At 39.1% G+C, this 14,408-nt stretch carries 8 protein-coding genes; 2 read left to right on the forward strand and 6 right to left on the reverse strand.

The annotated features are described in order from the left end of the window. Nucleotides 1-7: 7 nt before the first annotated feature. The 3 genes from RU96_RS03570 to RU96_RS03580 form a co-directional block, all read right to left on the reverse strand. Complete coding sequence (locus tag RU96_RS03570; protein WP_071864202.1) at nucleotides 8-2,662, reverse strand: pectate lyase-like adhesive domain-containing protein; 2,655 nt, start codon at nucleotides 2,660-2,662, stop codon at nucleotides 8-10. Between the two features lie 446 nt (nucleotides 2,663-3,108). After that, complete coding sequence (locus RU96_RS03575; RefSeq protein ID WP_071864172.1) at nucleotides 3,109-3,576, reverse strand: Dps family protein; 468 nt, start codon at nucleotides 3,574-3,576, stop codon at nucleotides 3,109-3,111. 189 nt (nucleotides 3,577-3,765) lie between these two features. After that, nucleotides 3,766-4,473, reverse strand: a complete 708-nt coding sequence (locus RU96_RS03580) for a DUF5105 domain-containing protein (protein WP_071864173.1) — start codon at nucleotides 4,471-4,473, stop codon at nucleotides 3,766-3,768. A gap of 191 nt (nucleotides 4,474-4,664) precedes the next feature. Between RU96_RS03580 and RU96_RS03585 the strand changes: the two genes are divergently transcribed. Continuing rightward, a complete protein-coding gene (locus RU96_RS03585) occupies nucleotides 4,665-5,354 on the forward strand; it encodes a prepilin peptidase (protein WP_071864174.1) in 690 nt (229 codons plus the stop codon). A gap of 124 nt (nucleotides 5,355-5,478) precedes the next feature. Beyond that, on the forward strand, nucleotides 5,479-5,892 hold the full coding sequence (locus RU96_RS03590) for a helix-turn-helix domain-containing protein (RefSeq protein ID WP_071864175.1): 414 nt from the start codon (nucleotides 5,479-5,481) through the stop codon (nucleotides 5,890-5,892). A gap of 173 nt (nucleotides 5,893-6,065) precedes the next feature. Here RU96_RS03590 and RU96_RS03595 read toward each other — a convergent pair whose 3' ends face one another. From RU96_RS03595 to rpoB, 3 genes are all read right to left on the reverse strand, one after another. Next, the gene (locus RU96_RS03595; protein WP_249024143.1) at nucleotides 6,066-6,779 is read right to left on the reverse strand and encodes a PTS sugar transporter subunit IIB; all 714 of its coding nucleotides are present in this window, start codon (nucleotides 6,777-6,779) and stop codon (nucleotides 6,066-6,068) included. Nucleotides 6,780-6,959: 180 nt separating this feature from the next. Beyond that, nucleotides 6,960-10,610, reverse strand: coding sequence for a DNA-directed RNA polymerase subunit beta' (gene rpoC / locus RU96_RS03600; protein ID WP_071864176.1), 3,651 nt, complete (start codon nucleotides 10,608-10,610; stop codon nucleotides 6,960-6,962). 121 nt (nucleotides 10,611-10,731) lie between these two features. Beyond that, entirely contained in the window at nucleotides 10,732-14,346 is a 3,615-nt protein-coding gene (rpoB, locus tag RU96_RS03605; protein WP_071864177.1) for a DNA-directed RNA polymerase subunit beta, read from the reverse strand. Nucleotides 14,347-14,408 lie beyond the last annotated feature (62 nt).

Raw genomic sequence — 14,408 nt, forward strand, 5'->3', positions numbered from 1 at the left:
TACTCACCTAATTTCCTGGAACATCTTCTAGCTGCCACGATAATTTTCCGCTATATTCCCCAATGCGTTGTTTTTCAACTGGAACGGTTAGTTCAAACCCTCTATCACCGGTCCAAGTTGCAGAAATTTCTTTACTGCCATCGCTTGTGAATTCACCGGATTCTACTATTTGGGTAGCTGTTGTAATTTGTTTTTTTCCCAGTGAAGAAGTGTAAGATAATGCGTCTTCTAATGATACCGTCCCGTTTTTTAACGTTTCTGCTTGATGTAAGGTTAAGCGCCAAGGTTTTTTGGCCCCGCCTCTTGTATCTGAAACAATCAGTTTGCCTACAACAGTCGGATGATAAAGCTGATTTTGATTGGAAACTTGGTTGGTACCAAATTCCAACTTATCAGGTACTGCTGCAAGGGATAGATAACCAACGACGGTAACTTTGGTGGCTGCTTTAAAAGTTGCATCCCGATAATTCATATCTGCAACAGGATTAATATTTCCAATCGCATTATTGGTACTTGGTCTTTCGGATTCACTAAGCTGTGTCACGGGACCACTTTGATCTTGTAAAAAAATTTGAATCACATCTCCCCGTGTAAGGTTGAGACTGGAAATGTCAATTTCCCATTTTCCCGTTTCATTTACTACCTGAGGGGGAATTGTTTGTGGCTGACCATTTACTGTTAGTGTTATAATACTGTTAGGCTCTCCAGTACCCGTTAATTTTGTCGTAATACTTTGGATGGCGTCCGAATTATCGACGTTAGCGGGTTCTGGTGGTGTAACATCTAAGACTGTCGTCGTGATGGCCGCAGGTGTTACCCACGGACCTCTTTTCGCAATACCCGTTATTTTTTCACCAGCTTTTTGAAATTGGGCGGGATTGCTCACGTCTGTATACGTAATATACCCTTCGGAATCTGTCATTAAATTTTCATGTACATTACCGTAAGTATCAGTTAACGTTACATTCGCTTGATTTTCTGAAGCATAAACTGGTATATAATGAATCTCCCCATTTACTAAACCGTTATTATCTGGTACTTCCCCTATGACCACCCGTCCTTTAATCGTACGATCGGCATCTGTGACTGGTGTCCACTCAATTTTAGGATTTTGATTCATCCCTGAAATGCGGCGATAGTTCGCTTGTTTGAACTGTTGTAACCCTGTATCTGAGGTGGTAACAACTTCCCTTGTTCCACTCCCCACAACATTTAGATTTTGGACTTTGGCATACGTTTCACTTGAAGGTCCTAAAACCGGTACCCCAACTTTCCACAGATCAATATCAGAATCCAAAATATTAAAGCTATTTTCACTGCGATTTAGATAAGCTACATTTACCGCACTTTGACTATTATTCAAATTACGCAAATCGTATTGCGCCGGACTATTCAAAGTAAAACTATTCCCCGAACGAATCACACTAGCCGTCCCTACACCGTTGGCTGATAAATTAATTAAAGGCTGACTACTCGTACCAATAACATAAAAATAACTTCCCGGTTCAGCCATTAAATACGTATTATCATTACTAAAGGCCACCACAGAACCCGATGCTTGTTTACTCGTTAAATTCACTATCGCTCCTTTTTTAATGGTCATCCCTGCGCCATTATCGTCAAAGCGCACTGCATTTCCTGGCATATCAACGTTAAAAACACTATTCTCTCCTACCGTTAGCGCTAAGTAATGGCTATAAACAGCGGGATAAGTTCGTCCTGACGTCTGCGTTTGGCCTGCTTCAACATGACAATTTTTGCCAATCGTAAATTCTCGTGAGGCACCTGTTGATGTACTGCTAGCAGTCACGTTGTACCAAAAAACAGAAAAGTTATAATAATTTACGTTTCCCTTATATTCCGTGCCATCTTCCATAATGAAGCTACCTAAATAAAAATTTTCCGCTCGTGTATCAATATCCATCTTGCCGTAAACACGAACTTCTGCATGAGAGGCTCGGGCTAAACGTTGCACACCGGGCTCAGTCGTGATATTACCAAAGCGATATTTCCATTTAGCACCATTGGTATAATTCAACCGAGTTCCAACAATATCTTCTGAAGAAGCCCCTCCGTATCGTTGATTTAAGATAATATCGTGCATATGAAAATTTCCAATCGTATTTTGTGGCGCACCTAATTGAATCGATGAATTTTTAAAATCGACGCGATAACCTTGACCATCAATTTCTAAATCGTTTTTACGGGAATAGCTAGATAAAGAACTATCCGATGAACTAGGATTATCAAAACTCGCTGTTAAAATGATTTTTGTAATGTTCTCATTCCGAATCCCGCTGACAAAATCTGCCCAATTATTCACTTCTGCTTCATTTGCCGCTAAGCGTGCTAACGTTTTAGGTTTTACTACCTTACTTTCACTGGTTTCACTTTCAGTAGAAGAAGTCGTTTTTTCAGTAGTTGGACTCGTAGTATCTATCGCGGAATTACCTTCTGAGGTGTTTGTCACATCTAACGCATCGGAACTTGTCGTTGTCTCATCGGTAAGATTACTAGACGTCGATACCTCTTTTTCACTAGTAGAAGCTGTAGTACTTGTTTTTGAATTTTGGGTGGTCGTTGCTGCCCAGCTAAGCGGAGTAATGCAGACATTAGAAATCAAAATAGAAAACAATAATAAAATTTTCATTTTCTTCCGCATCTTTTTCATTCACCTCCTTCACTTTCTAAATAATATCACAGGGATTCTTCTATATTTATATTTTTTTTTATTTAAAATGACATTTTTCTTATAACAAATGTTGAAATAGCTTAACTACAAAAAAACCAAAACTCGTTTTCTTTCAATTTAATCACTTTGATTACAAAAGTTATATTACTGCGATTTTAAAGATACAATCGTCAGATAGCTAGTCTATTTTTCTATTATTTTAAGAACGTTAAAAATAAAATAACAACAAAACAAACAGAATTTTATGGTAAAGTTCAGAAAATTCTAGCTATACCAAAATAAGATTAAATTTTTGTAAAAAAGATGAAAGAAATGCAATTTACACTGAAAAACAGCAGCGTTTTCTGTAAAAACAAAATTTCTTTACAAACAAAAAAAGGACTCAGCATAAATGCTGAGTCCTTTTTTATCCAATTTTACGCATCAATTTCAGGTGCTTTACCTAAATGAGCTTGAATCATCCAAATTCGTTTTTCTGTGGCTGTTTTAAATTCGATGAAAATATCTTGGGTTGGATCGTCGCCTTCTTCACCAGAAACTTCAATCCCTTTTTGATATAAATCCGCTAAATAGCGATAACCTTTTACTAAAGTAGTCAAACGTTCTTCCATTGTCCGATCCCAACGACCTACTTCATCTGGAATTTTAGTATTGTCAGCCATTTCTTTTAAAGTAGAGAATGGCGAGCCATCTAATGTGATTAAACGTTCAGAAATTTCATCTAATTGTGCGTTCACATCATCCATGAAATCATCCATCATTGGATGTAATGTTAAGAAACCAGGTCCTCGCATATACCAGTGTGTTTGATGAATAACCATAGACATTTGACTTAAATCTGCCACTAATTGGTTTAATACTTCTTTTGTTTTTGCAAATTTCATTTCGCATCCTCCTTCAAATTGTTTACATTAAAATGATAGTACGAAATTAAGAAAAAGTACAACAAAACACTTCAAGCGTTATTTCAAATAAAAGACGACTTTAGAAAAATAAGTGAATTTGCAGAATTTTACCTGAAAATCCTACGTTAAAAAAAGTGTTCCTTGTTTTTTTAACAAGGAACACTTTTTTTATTTCAACTCATCTTGGACTTCTTTTACTACCTCTGCCATCGCTTTGTTCCATTCATCTGTAAGAGCCTCTTGATCTTTAACCCCTGCTACGAAAGCAAAATATAAATTATTAATTTGTTCTCTTTGTCCCCTGACAATCGTCCATTTGTCTTTTTCTGGTTTCATTTCAAGCATAATCGGCACCGCTTCTTCTTTGGCTTTGGCTTTTTGAATATTTTCTTTTAATAAAGTAAGTGTTTCTTCGATTATTTTATTTTGATCGCTTGCTAGTTTATTGTCTGCAATCATTTTTTTCGTTATTCCTTTTGAAGTTTCTTTCATAATCGCAGCAAAATCCAAGCCTTTGACTTCATAAGTAACATTGGAAATTTTGCCAGCTTCTTTGATTTTTATGGTGTAGGAAGTCACTTCTTTAATTTGTTTATTCAATAAATCTGTTAACTCATCTGCCTTGTCTTCTGGTACCACATCTCCAACACTGATTAGACCTGCAGTAAAATTGTCTTTGAAATTTTTTTCATTTTCTTTAAAACCTTCATTTAGTTCTTCACCGTTAGCAAAATTTTCGGTAAATTTTTCGGTATCCTTATCGTACACTACACGATCAACAAATAATTTTCCTGCATCTTCTGCCGGAATAGCGCGACTACAACCACTTAAAATAAACGCCATTAAAACCATCAAAAAAATACTACGCTTTTTCATTTTCATCCACCTCTTTTTTTGATCCTTACAACAAGTTTTACAAATTTTTCTGCCCGTCACATAATCAATTCACTTTTACTATTCTTTGATAGAAAATTGTTTTACCAAATATTACGCTATCTCAGTTAATCTTCATCCTAATAAAATTGTGCCAATTTTTTTGCGTATCTGCTTTTGAAAGGAGAATTGCTATGACATTTATTATCGGATGTTGTTTTGGTTCATTTGGCTATCTTCTCATAACCCGGCATATGGCAGGAATTTCTTCGGCATGGCCGCCTTCTCATTGTACAGCTTGTAAAAGTAAGCTAACGTGGTACGAACTGATTCCCCTCTTCAGCTTTTTAATCCAAGCTGGACGCTGTCGCCATTGTCACGTCAAGTTTTCCAGCGCTTATTTTTGGGCAGAATTGAGTTGCGGGTTAGTATTTTTACTTTGTTTACCCGCTAAAATTCTGCCTACCTCTTTATTACTTGTGTTTTGGCTCTATACTGCCTGGCTGTTAAGCATCGTTGATATTTATACGCAAACATTAGATAGCAAAATCTTTTTTTGGACAACTTTACTGCTGTGGTGTGCTCAGTTTAGCTTACATTCAGTCTTTCATTGGGAAACGCTACTTTATTGTGGATTTTTCGCCTGCTTTTTTCTCCGTTATTATCAAAATAAAATGGGCGCTGGCGATTTATATTTATTACTTGCTTGGAGTCCTTGGCTTTCTTTTTACCAGTTCTGTTTACTGTTGCTAATTAGCAGCAGCTTGGGTTTGCTTTACTTTTTAGGTGCCAAAATAGTAAAAAAACATACCGATACGCTGCCCTTTATCCCTTTTTTAAGTGGGGGATTATTTGTGGTTTCATGTGTGCTTAAAAACTTTTGATTGTCTTTATTTTATCATGAGATGTAAATTGCTGCAGTTTTTGACTATCTTCTCATTTCTATTTTCTCGTCTTTTCATCTTGGCACCCTTAGGCTAAAATGATAGAGAAAGGACGTGAAAGCCTGTGATCGATTTGAATCAAGTCTTAACCTTCACAGAAGCAGCTCAAAAATGGGGATTAGCCAACGGCAGTACCATCCGACAAGCTGCCTTGCGGGGCAAATTTTTTGACGGTGAAGTTCGCAAAAGCGGCACCGTTTGGTTAACAACTTACGATGCGATGGTTCGCGTTTTTGGTTTTCCACCACAGGAAAATTTACGTTTGAGTTTAAACGCTTTAACCAAAGGACTGCAAGAAAATAAAGCAGACCAACTCAAAGTTATTCAAGCGGCTTTAAAATCTGGGAAACAACTTCAAATCACAGAATATATTTTAGGTAAAGAACGCATTTTATATCTTTTTCAACACGAAAAAGACTTTTTACAGTGGATACGTATAGCGAATCTTTTACCCCCAACTGATAATATTCAAAAATGATTTGCGCGGCTTTAATTGTACATTTTCATGTAACGCGACACTTTTTTGAGTTGCTGCGGCTGTGTATTGCTCTACTGTTAGTAAAAAGTCAGTCACCAAATCTTTTTCAAAGCTGTCTTTTACTTCTTCAAAAGAAGGGCTAAAAACAGGAATTTGATACTCCTCAAACCATTTTAATTTTTTTCAAAACCTAAATAAGCGGCTGGCATTAACCATACGCCATCAATTCGCCGCGTAATTTGCGCTATCTCTTCTTCTTTAATTTGGCCACCGTTGCAAAATAACAATCGCAAACAAACATCTTCTTGCGGTTGAAAATCATAAAGTCCGATCAGAGAAAAACGCTCGGTCGAAAATAGAATTTCTTGCTTTTCCCATTGGCTAAATTGTTTTTTAAAATAATTCTCCTGACTACTGCCTCCCACTACTAGTATTTCAATATCCTTATCCTGTGCTTTGGTAACTGTGACCATATCCGATTGATAAGCTCTTTTTTCATCTAAAAAAATTAATTCTTCTAAAAGTAAATCATAAGCATCATAAGCGTTCATTTTTCCAAAGATTTTCATAGGAATATCTTTCACAATAGTTGGAAAATTCTTTAACAACTTTTGGATTGATTCCGTTAAAAATCGTACTTGCGGCGCTACAAAAACCACATCAAATAATCGCCCAAAATCATCAACCGTATTTTGGGTAATCATACCGATACCCCCGTACACAAAGACTAGATCATAGGTATTGCCATATTCTCGCCGTTTTAAAAAAGCTGTTGTTGCATCGGTAAATACTGCACTCAAATTTCCTTGCTTGGCAATTTCTTTTACCATTTTTTGGCAAAACATACTGGAAGTACCGCCACCAGAACAGCCAACGTAAATAAACATCTCCACTCCACCTCTTTGTCACGAATTCGTTACAAAGAGTATAGCATAATTTGCTTTCTTTCGGCTAAATGTTCTTTTTTTGCGTTAAAAAGGAGAAACTCTTTAAAATTTTTGAGACAGCCACAAACTAACTTTTAACCAAATAAAAAGACCTCCTGTTTAAAACAGGAGGCCCTCAAATTAGTCTTGGTTATTTAATGCATCTTCAGCAGCCATTTGTGCTTCGATGTCAGAAATACTGTAGACATTTTCAGAAGCCACAGTGACTTCTTTTGGTTCCATATTGCGGTAACGAGCCATACCAGTACCAGCAGGAATAATTTTCCCGATGATAACATTTTCTTTTAGACCTAGTAATGGATCACGTTTGCCACGAATAGCAGCGTCTGTTAACACCCGTGTTGTTTCTTGGAATGACGCAGCAGATAAGAAACTGTTTGTTTCTAATGATGCTTTGGTAATCCCTAGTAACACTGGACGAGATGTTGCTGGTACGCCACCGGCAACCAATGTGTTGTAGTTTTGGTCTTTAAAGTCGGCAATATCTAATAATGTACCTGGTAAGATTTCGGTATCACCTGGGTCCATTACGCGAACTTTACGCAACATTTGACGAACCATAACTTCGATATGTTTATCGCCGATTTCTACCCCTTGCATACGGTAAACACGTTGTACTTCACGTAACAAGTAGTTTTCAACAGATAAAACATCGCGAACTTGTAACAATTGTTTAGGATCGATTGAACCTTCAGTTAGAGGTGCACCACGATGGATGTAATCTCCTTCTGCCACTTTCATACGGGCTGTATAAGGAACAGTATATGTCCGTGTGTCAGTCGTTCCTTTGATTGTAACTTCTTTACTGCGAGTTGCAGCATCTTCAGCGATTTCAATGACTTCACCAGTAACTTCAGTGATGACAGCTTGCCCTTTTGGATTACGGGCTTCAAAAATTTCTTGGACACGAGGAAGACCTTGAGTAATATCGTCTCCGGCAACCCCACCGGTATGGAATGTACGCATGGTTAACTGAGTACCTGGTTCACCGATTGATTGGGCAGCGATTGTACCAACTGCTTCACCAACTTCAACTTCAGCACCAGTTGCCAAGTTACGGCCATAACAATGTTTACATACACCATGTTTAGTATTACATGTGAAGACAGAACGAATTGAAACAGTTTCAATCCCGGCATCAACGATTTGACGTGCGATATCTTCTGTAATTAAATCATCAGAACCGATAATCATTTCGCCAGTTTCAGGATTTACAACTGATTTACGTGTGTAACGTCCCACCAAGCGTTCTTCTAGTGATTCAATAATTTCGTTACCTTCGCGAATTGCGCTGATATCTAAACCACGGTCTGTACCACAATCTTCTTCACGAATGATAACGTCTTGGGCTACGTCAACTAAACGACGTGTAAGATAACCAGAATCGGCAGTCTTCAAGGCGGTATCGGTCATCCCTTTACGGGCACCGTGAGTGGAGATGAACATTTCCAAGACCGATAATCCTTCACGGAAGTTTGAGATGATTGGCAATTCCATGATTCGTCCATTTGGCGCTGCCATCAATCCACGCATACCAGCAAGCTGTGTAAAGTTGGAGATGTTACCACGGGCACCAGAGTCACTCATCATGAAGATTGGGTTTTTAGCATCTAAGGATTCCATCAATTTTTGTTGAATTTCATCTTTAGCCGCATTCCAAACACCAATAACGCGTTCATAACGTTCATCATCTGTAATCAAACCACGACGGAATTGTTTGGTAATTGTTTCAACTTGTTTGTGGGCATTTTCAATGATGTCATGTTTTTCAGCTAATACCATGATATCGGCAATACCAACTGTAATACCAGCATGAGTTGAATGTTTGTAACCTAAGTCTTTCATGCGGTCTAACATTTTAGAAGTTTCCGTAACTTTGAAACGTTTGAAGACTTCCGCAATGATATTTCCTAAGTTTTTCTTCTTGAATGGTCCAACTAGTTCTTGTTCTTTAATGAAGGTTGGAATATCAGTTCCAGCTTCTACAAAGTATTTATCTGGCGTTTGGATTGTCAAGTTAAAATCAGTTGGTTCGTTTAGGTAAGGGAATTCTGGTGGCATAATCGAGTTAAAGATTACTTTACCAACTGTCGTTACCATCAAACGATTTTTTTGTTCTTCAGTGAATGGTTTGTCCCCTAGAGTTCTTGGGTTAACCGCAATTCGTGAATGTAAATGCACATAGCCATTACGCCATGCCGTTACAGCTTCATCCATATCGCGGAAGATCATACCTTCGCCTTCACGTCCATCTTCTTCCATCGTCAAGTAGTAGTTCCCTAAGACCATATCTTGAGAAGGGGTTACAACTGGTTTACCATCTTTTGGATTCAAGATGTTTTGTGCCGCTAACATTAACATCCGCGCTTCTGCTTGCGCTTCATCATTTAACGGTACGTGAACAGCCATTTGGTCACCATCGAAATCGGCATTGTAGGCTTCACACACTAATGGGTGCAAACGAATAGCGCGGCCTTCAACTAAGACTGGTTCAAAAGCTTGGATACCTAATCTGTGCAAAGTAGGTGCCCGGTTCAATAGAACTGGGTGTTCTTTGATTACGTCTTCTAAAACGTCCCAAACTTCTTCTTCCATCCGTTCGATTTTACGTTTGGCATTTTTGATATTTGAAGCAATTTCTCTTTGAACCAATTCTTTCATGACAAATGGTTTGAATAGTTCAATTGCCATTTCTTTTGGCAAACCACATTGATACATTTTCAAGAAAGGTCCAACGACGATAACAGAACGACCAGAGTAGTCAACACGTTTCCCTAATAAGTTTTGACGGAAACGACCTTGTTTCCCTTTCAACATATGAGAAAGTGATTTCAATGGGCGGTTACCAGGGCCTGTAACTGGACGGCCACGACGACCATTATCGATTAATGCATCAACAGCTTCTTGTAACATCCGTTTTTCGTTTTGCACGATAATAGAAGGTGCATTTAAATCTAATAAACGTTTTAAGCGGTTGTTACGGTTAATTACACGACGGTACAAGTCATTTAAGTCACTCGTTGCAAAACGGCCACCTTCTAATTGCACCATTGGGCGTAAATCTGGTGGGATAACAGGAATAACGTCCATTACCATCCAACTTGGTTTATTACCAGATTTGCGGAAAGCTTCTAAGATGTCTAAACGGCGGATTGCCCGTGTCCGTTTTTGACCAGAAGCAGTTTTTAATTCTTCTTTTAATTCAGCTGCTTCGCCATCTAAATCAACGCTGTCTAACAATTGTTTAATTGCTTCAGCACCCATAGCGGCAGTGAACGTTTGACCGTATTGATCCCGTTTTTCACGGTATTCTCTTTCAGTCAATAATTGTTTTTTCTCTAATGAAGTATCGCCTGGATCAATTACGACATAAGAAGCGAAGTAAATAACTTCTTCTAATGCCCGTGGACTCATGTCTAAAACTAAGCCCATCCGTGATGGGATACCTTTGAAATACCAAATATGTGAAACCGGAGCAGCTAATTCAATATGACCCATACGTTCACGACGTACTTTTGAGCGGGTTACTTCCACGCCACAACGGTCACAGACGATGCCTTTGTAACGGATCCGTTTGTATTTACCACAAGCACATTCCCAGTCTTTAGTAGGACCGAAGATGCGTTCGTCAAACAAACCTTCCCGTTCCGGTTTTAGCGTGCGGTAGTTGATGGTCTCAGGTTTTTTTACTTCCCCGTATGACCAGCTTCTGATTTTCTCAGGAGATGCCAGACCTATTTGCATGCTTTCGAATTTATTTACATCGATCAAAAGGGGTTCCCTCCATTTCATTTCTAGCGGGTTGCAACTGAATATAAACGTAAGCTTTTAAGGGAGTTTTGACACTTAGACGTTTGGTACGAAAAAGTGTCAAAGTCTCCGTTAAATGAAACTATTCAACGTCTTCGGCAGTTTCGATTTCTTGATTCAAATCTTCTTCTGCAGTTTTTTCTTCAGCGGCAGCTGCCTGTTCAACTTCTTTAGCAGATTGTTGTTCGGCGAATTTCGTCAAAGCATCTACTGTAATTAAATCATCATCGTCGTCATCCATATCACGAAGTTCAATTTCTTCGTCTTCAATATCAAGGACGCGCATATCTAAACCTAATGATTGTAATTCTTTCACTAATACGCGGAAGGATTCTGGTACACCAGGTTTTGGAATTGGTTCACCTTTAACGATTGCTTCGTAAGTTTTCACACGACCCACAACGTCATCTGATTTATACGTTAAGATTTCTTGTAAGGTATATGCTGCACCGTAAGCTTCCAGTGCCCAAACCTCCATTTCCCCGAAACGTTGTCCACCAAACTGCGCTTTACCACCCAATGGTTGTTGGGTAACAAGTGAGTATGGTCCAATTGAACGGGCATGCAATTTATCGTCAACCATGTGGGCTAGTTTAATCATGTACATAACCCCAACGGAGATACGACCATCAAATGGTTCACCAGTACGGCCATCGTAAAGGACAGTTTTGGCATCACTTGCCATTCCTGCTTCTTTAACAGTTGCCCAAACATCTTCATCGTTGGCACCATCAAATACTGGTGTTGCAACGTGAATACCTAATTGACGTGCAGCCATCCCTAAGTGTAATTCCAATACTTGTCCGATGTTCATCCGTGATGGCACCCCTAAAGGATTCAACATGATGTCAACCGGTGTGCCGTCTGGAAGATATGGCATATCTTCTTCTGGCATAATTCGAGATACAACCCCTTTATTACCGTGACGACCGGCCATTTTATCCCCTTCATGGATTTTACGTTTTTGCACGATATAAACGCGCACTAACATATTAACCCCTGGTGATAATTCATCGCCTGCTTCACGGGTAAAGATCTTCACGTCGTGGACAATACCGCCACCGCCATGAGGAACTCGTAGAGAAGTATCGCGAACTTCGCGAGCTTTTTCACCGAAGATTGCGTGTAATAAACGTTCTTCAGCTGATAATTCTGTCACACCTTTTGGCGTAACTTTACCAACTAATAAGTCACCGTCTTTAACTTCAGCACCAATGCGGATAATCCCCATTTCGTCTAAGTTCTTCAACGCGTCTTCCCCTACGTTTGGAATTTCGCGGGTAATTTCTTCAGGCCCTAATTTTGTATCACGAGCTTCTGATTCATATTCTTCAATATGGATAGAAGTATAAACATCATCTTTCACCAAACGACGGCTCATGATGATGGCATCTTCATAGTTGTAACCTTCCCAAGTCATGAAGGCAACTAAGACGTTTTGACCTAGCGCCATTTCGCCATTTTCCATTGAAGGTCCGTCTGCTAAGATATCGCCTTTTTCAACTTCTTCCCCTAGTTTAACTAGCGGACGTTGGTTGTAGCTGGTACCTGAGTTTGAACGACGGAATTTTGTTACAGCGTAAACATCTAATGCACCGTCTTCACGACGAACACGAATTTCAGATGCATCACAAAATTCAACAACACCTGGGTTTTTACATAATAAAGCAGCACCTGAGTCATGAGCTGATTTATATTCCATCCCAGTCCCAACCCATGGTGATTTAGGATTAATCAGCGGTACAGCTTGACGCTGCATGTTGGCACCCATCAAGGCACGGTTGGAGTCATCGTTTTCTAAGAAAGGAATACACGCAGTCGCAACAGCAACTACTTGTTTTGGTGATACGTCCATGTAATCAACTTTGTCGATTGTTACTTCTAAGTTTTCAGAAGTCGCACGGGCCATAACCAATTCTTCTTTAAACGTACCATCTTCATTTAATGGGCTATTTGCTTGGGCAACAACGTAATGGTCTTCAATATCGGCTGTTAAATAGTCGATTTGATCAGTTACGCGACCTGTCGCACGGTCAACCCGACGATATGGTGTTTCAATAAAGCCATATTTATTTACTTTAGCGTAAGATGCCAAGCTATTGATCAACCCGATGTTTGGACCTTCAGGCGTTTCAATTGGACACATACGACCATAGTGAGAATAGTGAACGTCTCGCACTTCATAACCGGCACGATCTCGGGTCAAACCACCAGGCCCTAAGGCTGATAGACGACGTTTATGCGTTAACTCACCTAATGGGTTTGTTTGGTCCATGAACTGTGACAACTGAGAAGAACCAAAGAATTCTTTGATACTTGCTACAACTGGACGAATATTAATTAATTGTTGTGGTGTTAATGTTTCGGTATCTTGAATTGACATCCGTTCACGTACCACACGTTCCATCCGGGCTAAACCAATCCGGAATTGGTTTTGTAACAATTCACCAACTGAACGAATACGACGGTTACCTAAGTGGTCGATATCATCCACATTGCCGATACCTTCCATTAAGTTAAAGAAGTAACTCATCGAAGCGATAATATCAGCCGGACGAACTGTTTTCACAGTCGCATCAGGATAGCCATTACCAATCACATTTACTTCCCGTTCTGGATCTTTTGGAGAAAAGACTTTAATCACTTGTACGGTCATTGGTTCTGTCACAACACCATCTTCTGAAGGATAGTAAGTTACAGCATTCAAGCCGTTTTCTAAGAACGGTGCTAATTTGTCCATTTCTTGGTGAGACAAAACAGTCCCTTTTTCAACGATGATTTCGCCTGTTTCAGGGTCAACCAATGTTTCTGCTAGGGTTAAGTTCAATAGACGTGTTTTAAGGTCTAATTTTTTGTTTACTTTGTAACGACCAACGTTGGCAAGGTCGTAACGTTTTGGATCAAAGAAGCGGGCATTTAAAAGGTTACGAGAACTGTCGGCTGTTTTTGGTTCGCCTGGACGTAGTCGTTCGTAAATATCTTTTAAGCCTTCTTCAGTACGAGAATCACTTGCATTTTTGTGTAAGTCTTTTTCAATTGTGTTGCGTAATGACAAGCTTTCGCCAAAAATTTCCAGAATAGTATCATCTGAGCCAAAACCTAAAGCACGGACTAAAACTGTTAATGGAATTTTGCGTGTGCGGTCAATCCGAACATAAGAAATGTCTTTAGCATCTGTTTCCATTTCCAACCATGCACCACGGTTAGGAATAACAGTTGAGCCAAAACCTTCTTTACCATTTTTATCTACTTTACCGTGGAAATAAACACCTGGTGAACGTACCAACTGAGATACGATAACCCGTTCAGCACCATTGATGATAAAAGTTCCTTGTTCAGTCATTAATGGGAAATCACCAAAGAAAACTTCTTGTGATTTGATTTCGCCTGTTTCACGGTTAGTCAAACGTAATGTAACGTGTAGTGGCGCAGAGTAGTTTGCATCATGCGCACGAGCTTCTTCAACTGTGTATTTTGGTTCCTTTAAGTCGTAATCAACAAATTCCAGTGACAAATTACCGTTAAAGTCATCAATTGGTAAGATGTCTTCAAACATCTCACGCAAACCTTCATCTAAAAACCATTGGTAAGAGTCGGTTTGAATTTCAATCAAATTCGGTAATTCCAATACTTCACTGATTCTAGCGTAACTTCTACGTTCGCGATGTTTCCCGTATTTTACTACGTGTCCAGCCAAGCTCTTCACCCCTCAAAAATTTCTTTCAAAAAGGCTATCCAACTTTCGTTACAAAAAGATTA

The organism is Enterococcus canintestini, from assembly GCF_001885735.1.
GTDB classification, from domain to species: Bacteria; Bacillota; Bacilli; order Lactobacillales; family Enterococcaceae; genus Enterococcus_C; species Enterococcus_C canintestini.

Coding starts and splice junctions, on each gene's coding strand:
- RU96_RS03585 (WP_071864174.1), top strand. CDS start 4,665: ATGACATTTATTATCGGATGTTGTTTTGGTTCATTTGGCTATCTTCTC.
- RU96_RS03575 (WP_071864172.1), bottom strand. CDS start 3,576: ATGAAATTTGCAAAAACAAAAGAAGTATTAAACCAATTAGTGGCAGAT.
- RU96_RS03580 (WP_071864173.1), bottom strand. CDS start 4,473: ATGAAAAAGCGTAGTATTTTTTTGATGGTTTTAATGGCGTTTATTTTA.
- RU96_RS03595 (WP_249024143.1), bottom strand. CDS start 6,779: ATGTTTATTTACGTTGGCTGTTCTGGTGGCGGTACTTCCAGTATGTTT.
- RU96_RS03570 (WP_071864202.1), bottom strand. CDS start 2,662: ATGCGGAAGAAAATGAAAATTTTATTATTGTTTTCTATTTTGATTTCT.